At 68.5% G+C, this 19,514-nt stretch carries 16 protein-coding genes; 9 read left to right on the top strand and 7 right to left on the bottom strand.

Annotated elements, in window-relative coordinates:
* Positions 1-52: 52 nt before the first annotated feature.
* From OXI49_12810 to OXI49_12820, 3 genes are read left to right on the top strand one after another with little or no spacing between them, the layout of a single operon-like run.
* Entirely contained in the window at positions 53-1,624 is a 1,572-nt protein-coding gene (locus tag OXI49_12810) for an AbgT family transporter (protein ID MDE2691389.1), read from the top strand.
* 7 nt (positions 1,625-1,631) lie between these two features.
* Complete coding sequence (locus OXI49_12815; protein ID MDE2691390.1) at positions 1,632-2,132, top strand: hypothetical protein; 501 nt, start codon at positions 1,632-1,634, stop codon at positions 2,130-2,132.
* Entirely contained in the window at positions 2,129-3,493 is a 1,365-nt protein-coding gene (locus OXI49_12820) for a hypothetical protein (protein ID MDE2691391.1), read from the top strand. The genes OXI49_12815 and OXI49_12820 overlap by 4 nt, the downstream gene beginning before the upstream one ends.
* On the opposite strand, the gene OXI49_12825 is transcribed toward OXI49_12820, so the two are convergent.
* Complete coding sequence (locus OXI49_12825; GenBank protein MDE2691392.1) at positions 3,490-4,701, bottom strand: hypothetical protein; 1,212 nt, start codon at positions 4,699-4,701, stop codon at positions 3,490-3,492. The two genes, OXI49_12820 and OXI49_12825, sit on opposite strands and share 4 nt — an antisense overlap.
* Positions 4,702-4,954: 253 nt before the next feature.
* Positions 4,955-5,710, bottom strand: a complete 756-nt coding sequence (locus OXI49_12830) for a hypothetical protein (GenBank protein ID MDE2691393.1) — start codon at positions 5,708-5,710, stop codon at positions 4,955-4,957.
* 65 nt (positions 5,711-5,775) lie between these two features.
* Between OXI49_12830 and OXI49_12835 the strand changes: the two genes are divergently transcribed.
* Genes OXI49_12835 through manA form a run of 4 tightly spaced genes read left to right on the top strand, consistent with a single transcriptional unit; the run spans position 5,776 to position 8,626 of the window.
* Positions 5,776-6,090 (top strand): XdhC family protein, encoded by a 315-nt coding sequence (locus OXI49_12835; GenBank protein ID MDE2691394.1) that lies wholly within the window; start codon positions 5,776-5,778, stop codon positions 6,088-6,090.
* An 18-nt stretch (positions 6,091-6,108) separates the two neighbouring features.
* Complete coding sequence (locus tag OXI49_12840; protein ID MDE2691395.1) at positions 6,109-6,831, top strand: XdhC family protein; 723 nt, start codon at positions 6,109-6,111, stop codon at positions 6,829-6,831.
* Positions 6,828-7,439: a nucleotidyltransferase family protein gene (locus OXI49_12845; protein ID MDE2691396.1), complete on the top strand. Its 612-nt coding sequence runs from the start codon at positions 6,828-6,830 to the stop codon at positions 7,437-7,439. Before OXI49_12840 ends, OXI49_12845 begins: the two co-directional genes overlap by 4 nt.
* Positions 7,436-8,626, top strand: a complete 1,191-nt coding sequence (manA, locus tag OXI49_12850; GenBank protein MDE2691397.1) for a mannose-6-phosphate isomerase, class I — start codon at positions 7,436-7,438, stop codon at positions 8,624-8,626. Before OXI49_12845 ends, manA begins: the two co-directional genes overlap by 4 nt.
* Here the strand turns inward: manA and OXI49_12855 are convergent.
* Positions 8,623-9,216: a hypothetical protein gene (locus OXI49_12855; protein MDE2691398.1), complete on the bottom strand. Its 594-nt coding sequence runs from the start codon at positions 9,214-9,216 to the stop codon at positions 8,623-8,625. The genes manA and OXI49_12855 overlap by 4 nt on opposite strands.
* Positions 9,213-10,649, bottom strand: a complete 1,437-nt coding sequence (locus tag OXI49_12860; GenBank protein ID MDE2691399.1) for a S41 family peptidase — start codon at positions 10,647-10,649, stop codon at positions 9,213-9,215. The genes OXI49_12855 and OXI49_12860 overlap by 4 nt, the downstream gene beginning before the upstream one ends.
* 44 nt (positions 10,650-10,693) lie before the next feature.
* On the opposite strand from OXI49_12860, the gene sixA reads away from it, so the two are divergent.
* Entirely contained in the window at positions 10,694-11,188 is a 495-nt protein-coding gene (gene sixA / locus OXI49_12865) for a phosphohistidine phosphatase SixA (protein MDE2691400.1), read from the top strand.
* Here sixA and OXI49_12870 read toward each other — a convergent pair.
* Together OXI49_12870 and OXI49_12875 are read right to left on the bottom strand one after the other, a co-directional pair.
* Entirely contained in the window at positions 11,185-12,246 is a 1,062-nt protein-coding gene (locus tag OXI49_12870) for a C-terminal binding protein (protein MDE2691401.1), read from the bottom strand. The genes sixA and OXI49_12870 overlap by 4 nt on opposite strands.
* Entirely contained in the window at positions 12,243-13,904 is a 1,662-nt protein-coding gene (locus OXI49_12875; protein ID MDE2691402.1) for an AMP-binding protein, read from the bottom strand. The genes OXI49_12870 and OXI49_12875 overlap by 4 nt, the downstream gene beginning before the upstream one ends.
* A gap of 117 nt (positions 13,905-14,021) precedes the next feature.
* Between OXI49_12875 and OXI49_12880 the strand changes: the two genes are divergently transcribed.
* Entirely contained in the window at positions 14,022-15,920 is a 1,899-nt protein-coding gene (locus tag OXI49_12880) for an alkaline phosphatase (protein ID MDE2691403.1), read from the top strand.
* Positions 15,921-15,927: 7 nt separating this feature from the next.
* Here OXI49_12880 and OXI49_12885 read toward each other — a convergent pair whose 3' ends face one another.
* A complete protein-coding gene (locus tag OXI49_12885; protein ID MDE2691404.1) occupies positions 15,928-19,392 on the bottom strand; it encodes a methylmalonyl-CoA mutase family protein in 3,465 nt (1,154 codons plus the stop codon).
* Positions 19,393-19,514 lie beyond the last annotated feature (122 nt).

Consider the following 19,514-nt stretch of genomic DNA (forward strand, 5'->3'; position numbering starts at 1 on the left):
GCGCTAAGATGGCGCTTCCGTCCACAGCGGTAGAAACGGGAGGAGCCGGCGTATGGCGAAGGCAGGCGACGAGGCGCAACAGGCCGACAACGGCAAGCCGAAAGGACTTCTCAACCGGTTCCTGAACGCCATCGAGGTCGTCGGCAACAAGCTGCCGGACCCGGCGATCCTCTTCCTGCTCCTGCTGTTCCTGACCTGGATCGCCTCGGTGCTATTGGCGCCGATCCAGTTCGCGGACATCCACCCGGTGACCGGCGAACCCGTCCGGATCCAGAACCAGCTCACCGGCGAGGCGCTGGCGACCTTCATGGCGCGGCTGGTGACGACGTTCACCGGGTTCGCTCCGCTGGGCGTGGTGCTCGTCGCGCTTCTCGGCGTCGGCGTGGCCGAGAAGACGGGGTTCATCAACACCGGCCTGCGCCTGATCCTCGGCTTCACGCCGAAGAGCCTGCTGACACCGATGCTGATCCTCGCATCGATCGTCAGCCACACGGCGGCGGACGCCGGCTACGTCCTCGTCATCCCGCTCGGCGGGGTCATCTTCTACGCGGCCGGCCGCCATCCGCTCGCCGGAATCGCTGCCGCCTTCGCCGGCGTGTCGGGCGGCTTCTCGGCCAACTTCATTCCCTCGGGCATCGATCCCCTGCTCCAGGGCTTCACGCAGTCCGCGGCCCAGATCCTGGACCCCGAGGTTCTGGTCAATCCGCTCTGCAACCTCGGGTTCACCGCGCTGTCCTCCATCCTCGTGATCGCTGTCGGCTGGTACCTGACCGACCGCGTGATCGAGCCGAGACTCCGCGGCACCGAGATCGACGGCGACCCGGACGAGATGCCGAAGATGGAGGAGCCGAGCCGGAGGGACCGCCTCGGTTTCCTGGCCGGCATGGGGTCCGCGGTGCTCGGCCTGGTCGTCCTGCTGATCTGGGCGTGGCCCGACACGTCGCCGCTTCGCAGCGAGGCCGGCGAACTGACCGCGTTCTCGGCGCCGCTGATGCAGATGCTGGTGCCGCTGATCTTCGTCTTCTTCCTGATCCCCGGCGTCGTCCACGGCTACGTCGCCGGCACGGTGAAGACCCACCGCGACATCGTCGACGGCATGAGCGACGCGATGCGCACGATGGCCTACTACCTGGTCATGGCCTTCTTCGCCGCCCAGTTCATCGCGGCCTTCAGCAGCTCGAACGTCGGCCTGCTCATCGCGCTCAAGGGCGCGAACTTCCTGCGCGATCTCGGGCTGCCCGCCCAGGCGACCGTGGTCGGGATCATTCTGCTGTCGGCGGTCGTCAACCTGTTCGTCGGCTCGGCCTCCGCCAAGTGGGCCGTTCTCTCCGTCATCTTCGTGCCGATGCTGATGAGCCTCGGCATCTCGCCCGAGCTGACCCAGGCCGCCTACCGGGTCGGCGACAGCGTGACCAACATCGTCACGCCGCTCATGCCCTACTTCCCGCTCGTCGTCGTCTTCTGCCAGCGATACACGAAGAAGGCGGGCATCGGCACCGTCCTGTCGCTGATGATCCCGTACGCCGTGACCCTGCTCATCACCTGGACGATCTTCCTGATCGGCTACTGGTTGCTGGGCATCCCGCTCGGCCTCCAGGCGAGCTACACCTACCCTGCCGCCTGATCGCGCGATGAAGGAGGCACCGTCGAAGGCCGCGGCGCTGTGGGTGTTCCTGGTGCTGGGCGCCATGCTCGCGCCGGCGGCCTGGGCTCAGCCGACCCGGCCGATCTACCCGGTCTACGAGGGCTACGTACCGAACGACGACGGCACCGCGGTCCTCGTCTTCGGCTACTTCAACCACAACTCGGTCGCGGTCGAGATCGCGGCCGGAGACGAGAACGGCTTCGATCCGGGACCGGCGGACCGCGGCCAGCCGACCGTCTTCGAATCCGGCCGCCAGCGCAACGTCTGCCTGATCGTCCTGCCGGCCGACTACGAGGGCAACCTGGGCTGGTCCGTGACCTTGGCCGGAAACACCGAGAAGACCACGGAACGCGGCGGCCTCGATACGCTCTACCTGATCGAGAACATCTCCATGGCCTACCACCTGGCAAGGCGCGTCGACACCGCCACCGCCGAGCACGGCGTCTGCGTCGACCCGAAACCGGCCACGACCGGGAGCGAACGATGAAGAACGCACTCCCCCTGTTGACCCCGGCAGCGACCCTGGCCCTCGCGTTCCTGGCCGCTCCGGCTGCCTCGCCGGCCGCGGCGGCCGACGAGGACACACCGACGTTCAGCCGCGACATCGCGCCGATCTTCCAGCGCTCATGCCAGCGCTGCCACCGGCCCGAAACCGCCGCGCCGATGTCGCTCCTCAGCTACGAGCAGATCCGGCCCTGGGCGCGGTCCATCAAGCGCCGGGTCGAGTCCCGGCAGATGCCGCCCTGGCACATCGACCGCACGATCGGCATCTACGAACCGGACCCGAGTCTGAGCGACGAGGAGATCGCCCTGGTCACCGCCTGGGTCGACAGCGGCGCCCCGCGCGGCAACCCCGCCGACCTGCCGGCGCCGATCGAGTGGCCCGACGGCGACGCCTGGGAGTACGGCGAGCCCGATCTGGTGGTCGAGATGCAGGAGGACATGGTGGTGCCGGCCGAGGGACCCGACCTCTTCGTCAACTTCATCGCCGACACCGGCCTCACCGAGGACCGCTACATCCGCTGGATCGAGGTCAAGCCGAGCAAGGCGGGCCGCGCGACCGTTCACCACACGATGGTCTACGCGATCCAGGACGACGCGGAGTACGTCGGCGAGGACTTCTTCGAGCGCGACGACGACCCGAACCGCCGCGACGCCGAGGGCAACCCGGTCGGCTCGCTGCTCATCGAGTACGCGGTCGGCAACACCGGCGACCTCTACGCCGAGAACACCGGCAAGCTGCTGCTGGCAGGCGCGAAGATCCGCTTCAGCGGCCACTACCACTCGATCGGCGAGGTGATCCGCGACCGCCAGCGAGTCGGCTTCGGCTTCTACCCCCGAGGCGTCGTGCCGAAGCACCGGATCGTCTCCACCCGGCTCTTCGCCGGCCTGCCCAGCAACCGCGGATGGCGCAACAACGAACTCTCCATCCCGCCAGGCGCCGACAACGTCCGCCACGACGGCTACCGCGTCCTCGACCGGCCGATCCAGTTGATCAGCTTCCAGGCCCACATGCACTACCGGGGCAAGGGGATGGAGCTCGAGGCGATCCACCCCGACGGCCGCCGCGAACTGCTCACCCGCATCCAGAACTACGACTTCAACTGGCAGATCGCCTACCCGTACAAGCACCCGCCGGTCTTCCCCGCCGGCACCGTGCTGCACGTGACCTCGTACCACGACAACTCGGAGAACAACCCCTACAACCCCGACCCGACCGCCTGGGTCGGCTGGGGCAACCGGACCGTCGACGACATGGCGATCGGCTGGACCAACTTCGTCTTCCTGTCCGAGGAGGACTACGAACAGCACGCCGCGTCCGGCGCCGCGACTGGCGCCGGCGACTAGTCCAAAGCCGCGACGGGCACTGCGGCGGTGTGTACGCCGCCGTCTCTCCAGGCAAAGACGAGGCGGTCTTTGCTACGGACGAGCTTGGGTACGCCGACGGCACTACGGCCGGACGGCGCCGGCGCTACGGTGAGTGGTGTCCCGATGCTTCCGACTCGACTGACACGGCGGACCCGCAGTTCAAAAGGGCCGGCTTCCGAGCGCTCGACCCAACTGACTGCGGCGCTACCGTCTTCGAGAGTGGCGACACCGGCCCAGCCGCGGGGGGAACCGTCGTCGATTCGGATCGGATCGTCGAACCGTTGCGCGCTGGTGTTCCAGAAGGTAGCCAGCACCTTCGACTCGCCGGCGGCGGCGGTGAACCAAGCGACAGCCGGACCGGTTTCGCCCGAAGCCAGGGAGGGGCCGTTCGTCGGGCAACCCCGGATGTGCCAGCCGTCGCGGTGGACAAGTTCCGGGCTGCTCCAGCGTTCGTCCTGGAGGCGCGCAAACGAGATGTCCCGGAACTCGCCCTCGCGCCGGTCGCGGAAAGCCAGGAACAGGCCATCCGAACCCGGCGCCATCGCCGTAGTGCAGCAACTGCACACGTCGGCGTCTACCTCGCGATCGCCCACTAGCACGCCGGCGGAATCGAAGCGGGCTGAACGAAGGATCATCCGCGGTTCCACCTCGCCGTGTCCCGCGGCGGCCGGCTTCCCATCGTCGTCACCGACGGTAGACAGGTAGGCCATCTCGAAACCGTCCCCGGCCGGGGCATAGGCCACGAATCCGGCGTATCCGTCAACGCCTTCGCCACTCGCCCGAAACACCTCTCGCCAGGTCACACCCCGGTCGTCCGAGAACACGAGCCGGATGCCGTAGCCGTAGTCACCCTTCCGATCCTCGTCGTGCACCAGCCAATGCGCCGCCAGCCGGTCGCCGGGCAACGACACGACCGCGGGGTGGTCGATCCAGTTGACGAACCAGTCGTTGCCCGAAGCGATCGTCGCCGCATCGCCCCACTCGTCTTCGTCCAACTCCGTGAACCGCAGCGCATGACCGCCCCCGCTCAGGCGCTCGACCCAACTGAGGACGACCGTCCCGCCGGGTCCCACGTTCAGGGCATAGCTGCTGCTCTTCTCTGCTGCAGGCGTATCGAGCAGCCGCACCTCCGCGGACGCAGCAGTGGCCAGGAACATGACTGAGAAGTAGCAAGTGAGACGGATCATGGGTCGTCGCAGTGTTTCAGATGTGTCCAGCCCGGCCGGGGAGCGGAGGGGGAGGGTCCCAGCGGGCTGGAGGCAAGTGACGCCCACCGACCTCCCATCAACCCACGCCGACGTGAAACGCAGCCGACCGAAGCGAGCGCCGACGTTCCTTCTACTCAGGGAGCGCAAGCGGCCGCCGGGACCCTCCCCCTCCGCTCCCCGGCCGGGCGGCCACAACCGCCGCCGTCTCGCTGCCGCCGCAATCGGCAGCCGGCTACTTCCAGGTCACCGCCATGGCGAAGAAGTGGTCGAAGACCTCGCGGTTGGGGTGGTTGGCGTCGTTGTTTTCCGGGCTCCGAATGTAGAAGTCGAGTTGCTGGGCCGCGGGGTTGACTGACCCGGCGGGGCCGTCGGTCGGCTCGAGTTGCACCTGAAGCGTTTCGCGGTCGCGCATTCCCTGCGTGACCATGAAGTGGATCTGGTACTCGCTGTACAGCTCCTCGCCGTCCAGCGTCGCGCGGCCGTAGCCCCAGCCGGCGACGTAGAGGAGACTCTTTGGCCAGTTCGAGTCGCCGCAGCCGGCGTCGCCGTGCTCGAACAGGTACGCCGCGATGCCGCCGTCCTGGCACGGCGAGAACTCGTGGAAGCGGTCCAGTTCGACGATGTACTCGCCTTCCGGAAGCTGCAGCTCGGCGCGGAACGTGCCCGTGTTCGCGATCTCGTCGACGTCGATCAGGATCTCGCCGCCGACGGGCGCCACGTTGCTCGCGTCGTCGCCCATGTGGTCCCAAGGAGACTCGTCGTCCAGCCGGCCGACCTGGTGGACGTCGGTGCCCACGATGACGAAGCGGCCGTCGTACAACTCGTGCTGCTCCGGCTCGTAGAGACCCATGCCAGTGCCCGGCTGGTTGCGCGCGGTGACCGGCTCGGGTTCGGGCTCCGCCGCGCCTTCACCAATGCGCACGGCACAGCCAGCCAGGAGCAGGGCCGAAGCCAGCCACAACGTCATCCCCGATCGGCGCATCTTCATCGCTCCGCACCTCCTTCAAGCCACTATAGCCCCGGGGGGGCCGCCACCCGGCTAGAATCCGGCCCGTGCTGGACATCCTCCCCGACGTGGACCGCTGGCGCGCGGACGGCCAACGCGTGGCCGTCGCGACCGTGATCCGCACGGTCGGCTCCTCGCCGCGGCCCCTCGGCTCGAAGATGGCCGTGTCCGACACCGGGAGCATCGCCGGCTCGGTCAGCGGCGGCTGCATCGAGGGCGCGGTGATCGAGGAGGCCCAGTCGGTGCTGGAGGACGGCCTTCCGAAGCGGCTCAGCTACGGCATCTCGGACGAGCTGGCGTGGTCCGTCGGCCTGACCTGCGGCGGCGAGGTCGAGGTGCTGGTCGAACGCATCGACGGCTGAGGCGGGAGGCTCGCCCCGATGGGTTTCGAGTCCCTCCGCCGGTCCCTGCTCGCGGGCGAAAGAGTCGTCGCGTTCACCCGCGCCGACGGCGGCGGGCTCGGAGCGCGCACGCTCGTGTGGCCGGACGGCCGGGCGGAAGGAACGCTGGGCGAGTCCCACCTGGACCGGGAAGCCCTGACCCTCGCCACGGCGGAGACGCTGCCGGCCACCGGTCTGCGCGCGATCGAGGGCGTCGAAGTCTTCATCGAGACCTTCGAGCCGCTGCCCCAGTTGTTCGTCGTGGGCGCCGTTCACGTCGCGATCCACCTGGTGCACTTCGCGCGCCGCCTCGGTTTTCGCAGCGTCGTCGTCGACGCCCGCTCCGCCTTCGCCACCGCCGAGCGGTTTCCCCATGCCGACGAGCTGGTCGTCGAGTGGCCGGCGGACTACCTGGCCCGGGTGCCGCTCCACGCCAACACCTACTGCGTCTTCCTCACGCACGACGAGAAACTCGACAACCCGGCGCTGCAGGTCGTTCTCGAAGCCGGGGTCCGCTACGTCGGCGCCCTGGGTTCCTCCCGCACCCACGCGAAGCGGGTCGCGGCACTTCGGGAAGCGGGCCTGGCGGATGAGCTGATCGACGGGATCCATGCGCCGATCGGCCTCGACCTCGGTGGCCGCAAGCCCGAGGAAATCGCGATGGCGATCGCCGCCGAACTGGTCTCCGTGCGAAACGGCAGGCAGGCTGCCGGGAAGCGATGACCGGCCCGGTCTCCGGCGTCGTCCTCGCCGCCGGGCTCTCGACAAGGTTCGAGACCGGCGCGGGCAAGCCGAAGCAGCTCTACCGGATCGGCGGCGAGAGCCTGGTCCGCCGAACCTGCCGGGCGGCCCTCACGTCAGGCCTCGGGGAAGTGGTCCTCGTCACCGGCTACGCGGCGGAGCGCGTGCAGTCGGAAGTCGAGGACCTCGACCTCCGAGCGGCCCACAACCCGTCCTACGCCGACGGCCAGAGCGGATCGGTTCGTTGCGGCCTGGCCGCCGTCGCCGATGACGCCGGGGGCGCGATGTTCCTGCCGGTCGACCAACCCGGTCTCGACGCGGCCGTCATCGACCGGCTGCTCGGCGTCTTCCACGGGCCCGGCTCCATCATCGTGCCGACCTTCCGCGGGCGGCGCGGCGCTCCTGTCACGTTCGGCCGCGACTGGTTCACCCGGCTGGAAGGACTGAGAGGCGACGAAGGCGCGCGTCCCCTGCTGTGCGAACTGGCCGCTCGCGTCCAGGAACTGGAACTCGACTCGGAACTGCCACTGGTCGACATCGACACGGAGGACGAGGCCCGGTCGTGGCTCGAGAGGTCCGCCACACCATGACACCGCTCGACCGCCCCCTCCGGCTGCTGCCGCGCGTCCGAAACTACGACTGGGGCACGGCCGACTTCATTCCCCGTCTCTGCGGCCGCGAGCCCACGGGCAGGCCGGAAGCCGAGCTCTGGTTGGGTAGCCACCCGGACGCACCGGCCGACGTCGTCCTCGGGTCAGGCGACGCCGGCTCGATTCCGCTTGACAGGTTGATCGCCGAGCGGCCGGTCGAGGTCCTGGGCGGCGGCTCCGCACTGCCCTTCCTGACCAAGGTCCTCTCGGCAGGCCGGCCGCTGTCGATCCAGGCCCATCCGAGCCGCGAGCAGGCCGCTCGCGGCTTCGCGGCCGGCGCATCTGGCAACTACCGGGATCCGAACCACAAGCCGGAGCTGCTCTACGCGTTGACCCCCTTTTCCGCCCTCTCCGGCTTCCGGCCGCCCGTGGAAGCAGCCGGCCTGCTCGGCGCGCTCGGTCTGGAAGAACTCGCTCCGCACGTCCGGCGCCTCAGCTCAGAAGGAGCGGCCGCTTACCGGCCGCTGCTTGCCGCGTTGAGGGAGCACGCGGGGACGGAGCTTGCGGCCAGGGCCGCCAATGCCGCCCGGCACGCCGCGGAGGAAGCCGACCCGGAACGGAGCGAAGCAATGCGCTGGATCAACCGGATTGCCACCTTCCATCCCGAAGATCCGCTGCTCATCGCACCCTTGATCCTGCGACTGGTCCATCTCGACCCTGGGCAGGCGCTGTTCACCGGACCGGGCGTGCCCCACAGCTACCTGGAAGGGTCGGGGGTCGAGGTCATGGCGAACTCCGACAACGTCCTGCGACTCGGGCTCACGTCCAAACGGGTCGACGCCGCGGCGCTTCTCGACATCCTCGTCTACGAGGGGAGCGACGAAGGCCTGCTGGAGCCACAAGTCGCGGAGCGGCCCTGGGGACGACGCGTCGGCTTCACGCCGCCGGTGGCCGATTTCCGGCTCGAGGTTCTGAACCTGACCGGCCGCTCCCCCGCACCGCTCGCCGACGACAACGGTGTGCGAATCGTCCTCGCACTCGAAGGCGAAGTCGAGGTGCTCAACGCCGCCGGCTCGGAGCGGCTACTCCCCGGGCAGGCGGCAATGCTGAGCGCGGCCGCGACGGCCGTCACCGCGACCGGCCCCGGAACGGTCGCCCTGACGAAGCCGAATCGCCAGGAACCCTAGCCGGCGGACGCTTTCTTCGCGGCCCGCTCGGCCTTGCGCCGGCGTCCCATCTGGAACGCCACCCCGACAACGATCAGCACCGCGACACCGGCATGCGCGGCCAGCCCTTCGAGGCCGACCGCCGCCATGATGAGCAGGGCGCCGATGAACGACGAGACGACGATCAGCGCCGTCTCGAAGACGACGCGAAGCACCCACGCGCCGAGCACCGCGGCCGCCGCGATCACGATCCACCACAGGATGTCCCACCGGGCGCCGTAGAAGCTGATCGCCCACAACGCCGTCCCGGCGCCCAGCATCGCGCCCGCGAGGGCCACCGCGACCTTGCGCACGATGAAGGCAAGCAGTGCAGCGAGAACGCCGACGCCGACCGCCACCAGCAGCCGCATCTCGCTCGCCAGGGGCAGCAGATCCTGCGGAACGCCATAGACGACGAAGAAACCGACCAGACCGATCAACGCCGTGTAGAGCTGGCGCCCCAGGAAGAGCAACAGAAGGCCCGCGACCACCCACAACCAGGGTGGGCCGAGAGCACCCTCGCTACCGAAGCGGCCGAGACTGACTCCCTCGCTCCAGAGGCTGATGTTCATCCGCCATCCCTTTCGAGTTCCGAGACGATCCAGGCCAGCGCCGCCTCGCGCGGCTCGTCCCTTCCGGCGAGAAGCCCCTCACGAGTGGGCGACACCGGAGATTCGGGCTCCACCGGCCTGCCCTCGATCCGTTCGCCGCTGGGCCGCTCGAAGTCGGCGATCGCGTGCATCAGCAGGTCGCCGTTCGGCATCCTCTCGATGACCGACGGCAGGGCCGCCGCGGCGGTCGGCCCGCCGAACAGCCGCGCCCGACCATGGTCCTGGAGGCCGGCGGCGAAGATCTCGCTGGTGCTGGCGCTGGCGCCGTCGATCAGCACGGCGACCGGCCCCGCGAATCGCTCGATCCTCTTGCCGGCGCTCGATATCTGGCGCGGATAGACGTTCAGATTCAGCTCCGTGCTCCGGTTCTTCATCTTGCCCAGAAGGACCCGGTCCCCGAGCAGGTAGCCAGCGACGCCAACAGCGGTCCCGGCGACACCCCCGGGATTGCCCCGAAGGTCGATCAGTACGCCATCGATGGCCGGCGCGCCTTCGGCGGGTTCACCGTAGAGCGCGGCCTCGAACGCCTCGACCACTGGAATCAACCAGACGTTGAAGCGCACCGACAGCACTCGGCCGGCACCCGTTTCCAGCACCTCGGTCTCGAACAGGTACCGCATCTTCGGCAGGTTGCCGAAGCCGATCTCCACGGCGTCGGGATGGTGGGCCCGTTCGAGTTCGAACGTGGACAGATCGCCCGCCGCGTCCGAGAACTCCACCGCGACCGGATCGCCCGGGTCCCCAAAGAGCAGGCCCTCGACGGCCCGCAACCGCACCATTCCCGCGACCGACGGATCGAGGGAATCGAGCTCGAGACAACTCGCGAGCACCGCGAGCTTCTGGTCCTCGACCCGAACCACCTCGAGGCCGGTGCGAAGGCTCTGGCGGTCCGCGGAGGAACCGGGTTCGACCCGGCTCACAACGGGCATCGAGTCGATGAAGCGGACATCGAAACCCGGCCCGGCGTCCGACGCGGCGGAACCGCCATCGCCCGCCACGGCCCGCATCAACGCCCGCGTGCACCTGCCCGTGTCGCCCGAGTCGTCCACCGGCGACGGGCTCTCGACCGAACCCGGCCCCGGCAGAACGCCGAAGTGGGACTGGCCCAGCCGGGAGAGCATGTTCTGCAGAACGAGACGCAGTTCGGCGTTGTTCGCGGCGGCCCGGGCACGGGGCCGCAGCTCATCGCCGACCGCCTGCCAGTCGACGCCGCCCATCGACTGGTCCCAGAACGTGCCGGCGATCTTCCGCCAGGCGAAATCGAACGTCTCGACGTTGACACTCGCCGCCGGACCGGCAGGCTGATCCGTCGACTGCGCCCCACCCGCAATCGCTATCGCGAAGCCGAGAAAGGCGAGCCACGCCGCCCGGCGCCATCGATTCGCACCCCGCATGGTCGCGAATGCTACAGCGCGGCCGGGTGCTAGCGTCGTCCACCGTGCGCGTCCTCTACGTGCTACGGCACGCGAAGTCTGACTGGAGCGCCGCCTACGGCGGCGTCGACCACGAACGGCCACTGAACGCCCGCGGCCTCAAGGCAGCCCGGACCATGGGCCGGAGACTCGCCGACCGGCAGGCCGTGCCCGACCGGATCCTCTGTTCGTCCGCGGTGCGCACGCGGCAGACGATCGAACTGGCGGTCGCGGCGGGCAACTGGAACCGCACGACGATTCTGGAGCCGACGCTCTACCTCGCCTCCCCCGGCAGCGCAGTAGACCTCCTGCGCGAACAGTCCGACGAAGCGCACTCGATTCTCATCGTCGGCCACCAGCCCACCTGTGCCGAGCTCGTCCGCCGGCTGACAGGCGACGATCCGCCCCGCTTCGTCACCGCCGCGGTCGCCTGCGTGTACCTCGACATCACGTCCTGGAACGTGGTTGAGCCGTACTGTGGCCGGCTGGCCTGGTTCAGTACACCGAAGCAGGCGGACTAGCGGTTCGGACCGCGCTCCATCGGCACCGGCTGCCAGCGTTCGAGTTCCACTCTAGGGAGCACAGTCGGATTCACGCAGCTCATCGGCCAGCGGCCGGAGAGCGCCAGGGCGACCTCACGACCGACGCGCCGCCGCGTCTCGGGCCGCATGCGGGTAGTGGCCGAGGCGACGTGCGGCGTGAGGATCACGTTGTCCATCGCCAGCAGGGGGTTGTCCGCGGCCGGCGGCTCCCTCTCCAGCACGTCGAGCGCCGCGGCGGCGATCTGGCCGGTATCCAGCGCCTCGATCAGAGCCGCCTCGTCGACCGTCGGGCCCCGGCCGGCGTTGATCAGCACCGCGGTCTCCTTCATCGCCGCGAACTGGGGACCCGAGAGCATGTGCCGGGTCTCCCCGTTGAGCGGCGCGTGGATCGACAGGTAGTCGGACCGCTCCAGCAACTCGCTGAAGCTGACGGGTTCGACACCCTCTCCCGTCATCTTCAGCTCGCTGACGTACGGGTCGTGCGCGATGACGTGCATGCCGAACGGCTTCGCCCGCCGCGCGACCGCCCGCGCCACGTTCCCGAACGAGACGAGCCCCAGAGTCTGGCCCCAGAGTCGCGGCACCTCGTTGAGCAACGGCCGCCCCTTGAACCAGTCGCCTCGGCGGACCATGGAGTCCATCTCCCGCATCCGTCTCGCGCCGGCCAGGATCAACGCCATCGTGTGGTCGGCCACTTCCTCGATGAACACATCCGGCACGTTGGTCACCACGATGCCGGCTTCCGTCGCCGCCTCGACGTCGACCATGTCGACGCCGACGCTGCCCACACCGATCACGACGCACTCGTCGAGGCCGGCGACCACCGAGCGGCTGATGCGAAAACCCCAGGAAGTGATGACGGCCGCCGCGTCCGATGCTTCGGCCAGGAACTCCTCTTCCGACGTCGCCGCTACCTCGACGAGTTCCGCCACGGGAAGGAGCGCCTCCAGTTCAAAGGTGTAGCGCGTATCGACGGAAGCGGTCTTCGCGATCCCCGGCAGTTGGACGACGACCTTCTGCTTCGCCGACTGACTCACTGGGCCGCCTCGCCTGCGGCGAGTTGCCCGACCGCCCACTCGCGCAGACCGTTGTAGTCGGCCTTGCCGTTCGCCGCCCGGCCCACGGTGTCCCGCACCAGAATGCGCTTGGGCGCCTTGTAGGACGCCAGTTCCCGCTTCACCCAACCGATGACGTCAGGCTCGCTGAAGTGCCCGGGGCTGTCCAGTTCGACGACGGCCGTGACCGCCTGCCCGAAACGCTCGTCCGGAACGCCTACGCACACCGCGTCACGGACCGCAGGGTGGGTCTTCAGCACTTCCTCGACCTCTTCGGGGAAGATCTTCTCGCCGCCGCTGTTGATGCACACCGAGCCGCGGCCATAGAGCTTGAGGGAGCCGTCAGCCTCGACGGTGGCGTAGTCGCCCGCCATCGAGTAGCGGACGCCGTCGACTTCGGTGAATATGGCCGCCGTCTTCTCAGGGTCCTTGTAGTACCCGACCGGAATGTGACCGGTGACGGCGATCCGCCCAAGCACCCCCGAACCCGGCTCGACCTTGTTGCCGTCGTCGTCGATCACGCAGGCGTTGTCACCGAGCACGAAGGAGGCCGTTTCGGTCGCCTCGCCGGCGGTCGAGTCCGAGCGGCCCATGCCGATCGACTCGGACGACCCGAGGCTGTCCGTCAGGATCGTCTCCGGCGGACAGAACCGCAAGAACTCACGCTTCACTTCGGCGCTCCACATCGCGCCCGAGGAAACCACGGCTTCAAGGCTGGACAGGTCGAAGCGATCCGGTTCCGCTTCGAGCGCGCGCACCATGGGCCGGGCGAACGCGTCGCCCACGATCGCCATCCCGTTGATCTTCTCCGTGGTGATCGCCTCGAGCGTGGCCACGGCATCGAAGCGGCGGTTGGCCAGGGTGATCACCGTGCCGCCGTTCAGCATGCCGCCGAGGGCGGTCAGGAATCCGGTGCCGTGCATCAGGGGGCAGGCGGGAAGAGAAACCCGTCGCATCAGGAGCTCGTCGAACTGGGGTACGAGACCCTCCACGCCGCCCGAGAGATCGAACGGCTCGGGCCGGTTGTCGTTGCCGAGCAGCCAGAGGTCGTCGAGCCTCCACATGACGCCCTTCGGCATGCCGGTCGTGCCGCCGGTGTACAGCAGCCAGAGATCGTCGCCGCTGCGCGGCCACGGCGCTTGGAAGGTCAGCGAGTCGTCGGGCGCCGCGGCAGCGGCCTGCTCGTAGGGAATCGCCCATTCGGGACAGGGACCCGAGCCGTCGTCGACCCAGAGCCACGTGTGGATTCCCGGCATCTTCGATCGGAGATCCGCGATCCGCGACGCGAAGCAACCGTGGAAGACAACCGCCACGACGTCCGCGTTGTCCCACAGGTAGAGAAGCTCGCCCTCCACGTAACGGTAGTTCGTGTTCACCGGCACCAGGGACGCCTTGAAGCAGGCGAGCACGGACTCCAGGTACTCCGGAACGTTGTAGAGGTACTGCGCCACCTTGTCCTGGCGCTTCGCGCCGCGCGCGATCAGTGTCGCCGCGACGCCGTTCGCGCGGCGGTGCATCTCGGCCTGCGAGTAGCGGCGCGCCGGTTCGCCGCCCAGAGGATCTACAAACGCCTGCGCCGGCGAGCCCGGCTGGTGCTCGGCGATCGCTTCGAGAATGTCCGCGTGATGCCAGTCGCTCATGGCCGCGCAATCTAGCAGTCGTTATCCTTCAGAAGAAACAGGTACAGATCCACGCGGCGGCCCGGTCCCACGAGAGCCTGGTGCTGGAAAGCGGGCCATGGAGACAGGAGGCTGACCATGCCGATTTCCTTCGTATCGATCCGACGCAGCCACGGCGTCCTCACGGCGTCCTGGTGCGCTCGCTGGACGGTCGCCTTCCTGCTGGGCGCGGCGCTGCCCGCCTCCGCCCAGAAGAACAACGTCATCCTGTTCGTCGGCGACGGCATGGGGGTGTCGACTGTCACTTTCACTCGTATCGCGACGGTGGGCGTCGACGGACAACTGACGATGGACCGCATGCCCTACACCGCCGTTTCCCGCACGGCGTCGGCCGACTACATCACCCCCGACAGCGCCGCCACGATGTCGGCGATGATGACCGGCGTCAACACGAACACGGGCGTAATCGGCTTCGGCCCGACTACCGAGTACGCGGACTTCAACGACAACGGCGACGGCCCGCGGTTGACCAACATCGGCGAACTGGCGACCTCGATGGGCTACGCCGTCGGCATCGTCACGACGACGCGCGTCACCCACGCGACGCCGGCGGCGGTGTTCGCCCATGTCAACAACCGGAACCTGGAAAACGAGATCGCCGCCCAGATGACCCCCGGCGGCGGGGGTTACAACACGCGGCTCGGGGAGGGGCTCCACGTCATCTTTGGGGGCGGCAGGCGACACTTCCTACCCACTTCGGGAAGCGACGACGAGGGTCTTCCGGGACGACGGTCGGACGGCCGCGACCTCAGAAACGAGCTACAGCAAAGGGGCTATCGCTACGTCTGGAACCGGCAGGGGCTCAATTCGCTGGGCGGTTCCGGCCGCGCAATCGGTCTGTTCGCCTCGAGTCACCTGGAGTACGAAACGGACCGGGACAGCGGCGAGCCGAGCCTGGAGGAGATGACGAGGAAGGCGATCCAGATCCTCGCCGCGACGGGGAAGCCCTACTTCCTGATGGTCGAAGGCGGACGAATCGACCACGCGCACCACGAGGGGAACGCCTTTCGCGCCTTCACCGACACCCGGATGTTCGATCGAGCGATCAGCGCCGCACAGCGAAGCGTGAATCTCAACAGGACCCTGATCCTCGCGACGGCCGACCACAGCCACGTCTTCACGGTCGCCGGCTACCCGATGCGACCGCTCGGCGATCTGCGCTACACCCCCCGCTCGGTGCCCGCGTCGTTCCGGAACCAGCCGCACAACGGCATCCTGGGAACGGTCCACGAGATCAACAGCGCCGGCACGATCGCGGAGAGCGGAGACTCGAGCGGCATTCCCTACACCATCCTGGGCTACGCCAACGGACCCGGGCATCGCAGCGGTTCGCGCGTCAATCCGAACACCGACAGGACACCCGGCCACGGCGGCGCCGTTCCTACAGGCACCAGCCACACGGCGTACCGGCAGGAGGCTACGGTCCCGCTGGCGATAGAAACGCACGCTGGCGAAGACGTGATGATCTACGCGGTCGGCCGCACGGCCGAGAACGTGCGCGGCACCGTGCCCAACACGAAGGTCTTCGACTGGATCAAGGACGGTTTCGCCGGGAGGGGCAGCGCGCCGCGACCCGGACCCAGCCCCGACCCGACTCCGGATCCGAATCCCGGACCGGCCCCGGATCCGGTCGGTACCTGCACGCCCACCACCGTCGTCCTTGAATTCGACGGCGGCTACGAGGTCAGCATGTGCTACGTCACGCAGGACGGTGAATCGGGCCCGGTCAAGGCCGAAGCCTGGTCCAGCGAGGCAGGCATTCTGTGGTTCTTCGGCCGCAACAACCCGGAAGTCCTGGTCAAGGTGCTCGACGGTTGTGGAGTCAACGGCCACCGCTGGGCGTTCGTGGCGCCGGTGACCACCCTGGACTTCAACCTGTGGATTACGGGACCCGACGGCAGCCGCTGGACGCATGGCAACCCGCAGGGCGCGACCGCGAGCACGAAGTCGGACATCACGGCGTTTCCGTGCGGCTAGCGCCGGGCTACATGCTGCGCCGGTACTCGCCGCCCACTCGGTAGAGCGCGTCCGAGATCTGGCCCAGCGAGCAGTGCTTGACCGTCTCCATCAGTTCCTCGAACACGTTGCCGCGGCGTCGCGCCACGTCCTGGAGCCGCTCGAGACACGCCCCTGAATGGTCGCCGTGACGCCGATGGAAGGCGGCAAGACTGTCGATCTGCTGCTGCTTCTCGTCGTCCGTTGAGCGGATGAGCTCCGCCTCGACCGTCTCGGCGAAGTCCTGGCCCTCGGCGAGAAAGGTGTTCACGCCGACGACCGGCAGGCTGCCGTCGTGCTTCTTCGCCTCGTACTCCATGCTCTCGTCCTGGATCTTCGAGCGCTGGTACATCGTGTCCATCGCCGCCAGCACGCCGCCCCGCTCGGCGAGGCGCTCGAACTCCAGGTAGACCGCCTCCTCCACCGCGTCGGTCAACTGGTCCAGGGCGAAGGAGCCCTGCCAGGGATTCTCGCTCCGGTTGAGCCCGAACTCCCGGTTGATGATCAACTGGATCGCCAGCGCGCGCCGCACGGACTGTTCGGTCGGCGTCGTGATCGCCTCGTCGAAGGCGTTCGTGTGCAGGGAGTTGCAACGGTCAAGGATGCCGTACAGCGCCTGCAGCGTGGTGCGGATGTCGTTGAACTGAATCTCCTGCGCATGGAGCGAGCGGCCGGAGGTCTGGATGTGGTACTTCAGCATCTGGCTGCGGGCGGAGGCGCCGTAGCGCTCGCGCATCGCACGCGCCCAGATTCGCCGCGCCACCCGGCCGATCACGGCGTACTCCGGATCCATCCCGTTCGAGAAAAAGAACGAGAGGTTGGGCGCGAAGTCGTCGATCGACATCCCCCGCGCCAGGTAGTACTCGACGATCGTGAAACCGTTGGCGAGCGTGAACGCCAACTGCGTGATCGGGTTCGCGCCGGCTTCCGCGATGTGGTACCCGCTGACCGAGGCGCTGTAGTAGTTGCGCACGTTGTGGTCGATGAAGAACTGCTGGACGTCACCCATCATCCGTAGCGAGAACTCGGTCGAGAAAATGCACGTGTTCTGGGCCTGGTCCTCTTTCAGGATGTCCGCCTGGACCGTGCCCCGAACCCGGCTCAGGGCGTCGGTGCGGATGCGCTCGTAGACGTCGCGCTCGACCACCTGGTCGCCCGAGATGCCGAGCAGCTCCAGTCCCAGGCCGTCGTTCTCCTCCGGCAGCTCGCCGCGGTAGACCGGTCCGTCACCACCGTGACGCCGGTCGATCTCCGCGAGCGCCTGCTCCAGACCGCCGGTTTCCCGCAGGTGACGCTCGACCTGCTGGTCGACCGCGGCGTTCATGAAGAAGGCGAGGATGGTCGGCGCCGGGCCGTTGATCGTCATCGACACGGACGTCGCCGGGTCGCAGAGATCGAACCCCGAGTAGAGCCGCTTCATGTCGTCGACGGTGGCGATCGAAACGCCCGAGTTGCCGACCTTGCCCCAGATGTCGGGCCGAAGCCCCGGATCCGAGCCGTAGAGCGTCACCGAGTCGAACGCGGTGGACAGACGGTTCGCCGGCTGCCCGCGCGACACGAAGTGAAATCGCCGGTTCGTGCGCTCCGCGATCCCCTCGCCCGCGAACATGCGCGTCGGTTCCTCGCCCCGGCGACGGTAGGGGTAGACGCCGGCGGTGTACGGGTAGGCGCCCGGCAGGTTGTGCTTCATCAGGAAACGCAGGAGGTCGCCCCAGTCCGAGTACTCGGGCAGCGCCAGCTTCGGCATGCGCAGGTGGCTCAGGGTGGTCACGTAGTTCTCGCCGGTGACCTCGCGCCCGCGGACCGGATAGCTGTACTGGTCGGCGCGCGCGGCGTCGACGCGATCAGGCCAGTTCTTCAGGAGTTCCGCCGCCTCGGCGCCGACGTCGGCCAGCGCTTCCTGGTAGCTCCGGCGCAGCCGCGCCAGGGTCTGGTCGGGCGCCGCATCGAGCGCCGTCGCCGCGTACGCGGCAAGAGGCTTCGGAAGGTCCGGGTCGTCCAGCTCAGCCAGAGCCCGGTAGCAGCCGTGCGCCTTCGAGGCGGCCGCCGCACGGCGCTCGGAATCGGCCTCGGCGGCGCGGCCCGCCTCGGCGATCTCGGCAAGGTAGCGGTTGCGATTGTCCGGGATCAGGACCGCCGCTTGCGGCGCGCGCTCGTCCAGGTCGAGCTCGGGCGTCCAGGCGGTCCCGTCCAGGTCGAGCCCTGCCCGGAGCAGCCGGCACACGTTCCAGAACATCCAGTTGATGCCCGGGTCCTGGAACTGGCTGGCGATCGTCGGATAGACCGGCACGTCCTCATCGGCGACCTCGAAGGCGAGCCGGTTGCGCCGCCACTGCTTCCGCACGTCGCGCAGCGCGTCCTGGCCGCCGCGCCGGTCGAACTTGTTCAGCACGATGACGTCGGCGAAGTCGAGCATGTCGATCTTCTCGAGCTGGCTCGCCGCGCCGTAGTCCGAAGTCATCACGTAGATCGAGAGGTCGACCAAGTCGACGATTTCGCTGTCGCTCTGGCCGATGCCGGCCGTCTCCACGAGGATCATCGAGAATCCGGACGCCTTGAGCAGCGCAATCGCGTCGCCGAGCACCTCGCTGGTCGCCAGGTGCTGCCGCCGCGTCGCCATCGAGCGCATGAAGGCCCGCTCGCTGCGCAGGCTGTTCATCCGGATGCGGTCGCCGAGCAGGGCGCCGCCCGTCCGCCGGCGCGTCGGATCGACCGCCAGGAGGGCGATCCGCATTCCGGAAGACGTTTCGGGCATGCACTCGAGGAAGCGGTTCAGCAGCTCGTCGGCGACGCTGCTCTTGCCCGCGCCGCCGGTCCCGGTGAGGCCCACGACCGGCACGCCGGCGCCGGCCAACTGCCACTCCTTGCGCAAGCGGCGCAGGTCCGACTCGCCAACCGCCCCGCGCTCGATGGCGGAGAGCAGGCGCGACAACTCGATGTCCCCGCCCGGTTCCGAGGCAACGCGCACGCTGAAGCGCGGTTCGGGCGCCGGCCGCCGCTTCGCATGCGTCCGCTCGACGACGTCGTCGATCATCGCCGGCAGGCCCATCTTCAGACCGTCGTCGGGATGGTAGATTCGCTCGACTCCGTAGGCCTCGAGTTCCGCGATCTCCTCCGGCGTGATCGTGCCGCCGCCGCCGCCGAAGACGAGGACGTCTTCCCTGCCCTCCTCCGCCAGCCGGTCGATCATGTAGCGGAAGAACTCGATGTGGCCGCCCTGGTAGGAGCTGATCGCGATCGCGTCGGCGTCCTCCTGCACGGCCGCGCGGACGATCTCGTCGACGCCGCGGTTGTGGCCCAGGTGGACCACCTCGGCCCCGCGGTCCTGGATCATCCGCCGCATGATGTGGATTGCCGCGTCGTGTCCGTCGAACAGCGACGCGGCGGTCACGAAGCGGAGCGGGCTGGCGTCCTCGGCGGGCCGGATCCGCGGATCCTGTTCAGGAGTGGTCATGCGACGGTGTCCAGACGGTGAACTTCGGCCCGAAGTCTACTGCCGACGAGCGGATCCGACCGTGGAGCCGACCGCGGGCTGTAAGCTCCGCCACTACCGCCCGATCCTTCGCAACCTCTACC

The organism is Acidobacteriota bacterium (assembly GCA_028875725.1).
Classification (GTDB): domain Bacteria; phylum Acidobacteriota; class Thermoanaerobaculia; order Multivoradales; family Multivoraceae; genus Multivorans.

Bases quoted from the DNA above. Each gene is read 5' to 3' on its own strand.
- OXI49_12860 (MDE2691399.1), bottom strand. From the start codon at position 10,649: ATGCGGGGTGCGAATCGATGGCGCCGGGCGGCGTGGCTCGCCTTTCTC.
- OXI49_12880 (MDE2691403.1), top strand. From the start codon at position 14,022: ATGCCGATTTCCTTCGTATCGATCCGACGCAGCCACGGCGTCCTCACG.
- OXI49_12855 (MDE2691398.1), bottom strand. From the start codon at position 9,216: ATGAACATCAGCCTCTGGAGCGAGGGAGTCAGTCTCGGCCGCTTCGGT.
- manA (MDE2691397.1), top strand. From the start codon at position 7,436: ATGACACCGCTCGACCGCCCCCTCCGGCTGCTGCCGCGCGTCCGAAAC.
- OXI49_12840 (MDE2691395.1), top strand. From the start codon at position 6,109: ATGGGTTTCGAGTCCCTCCGCCGGTCCCTGCTCGCGGGCGAAAGAGTC.
- OXI49_12885 (MDE2691404.1), bottom strand. From the start codon at position 19,392: ATGACCACTCCTGAACAGGATCCGCGGATCCGGCCCGCCGAGGACGCC.
- OXI49_12845 (MDE2691396.1), top strand. From the start codon at position 6,828: ATGACCGGCCCGGTCTCCGGCGTCGTCCTCGCCGCCGGGCTCTCGACA.
- OXI49_12820 (MDE2691391.1), top strand. From the start codon at position 2,129: ATGAAGAACGCACTCCCCCTGTTGACCCCGGCAGCGACCCTGGCCCTC.
- OXI49_12810 (MDE2691389.1), top strand. From the start codon at position 53: ATGGCGAAGGCAGGCGACGAGGCGCAACAGGCCGACAACGGCAAGCCG.
- OXI49_12825 (MDE2691392.1), bottom strand. From the start codon at position 4,701: ATGATCCGTCTCACTTGCTACTTCTCAGTCATGTTCCTGGCCACTGCT.
- OXI49_12815 (MDE2691390.1), top strand. From the start codon at position 1,632: ATGAAGGAGGCACCGTCGAAGGCCGCGGCGCTGTGGGTGTTCCTGGTG.
- OXI49_12830 (MDE2691393.1), bottom strand. From the start codon at position 5,710: ATGAAGATGCGCCGATCGGGGATGACGTTGTGGCTGGCTTCGGCCCTG.
- OXI49_12875 (MDE2691402.1), bottom strand. From the start codon at position 13,904: ATGAGCGACTGGCATCACGCGGACATTCTCGAAGCGATCGCCGAGCAC.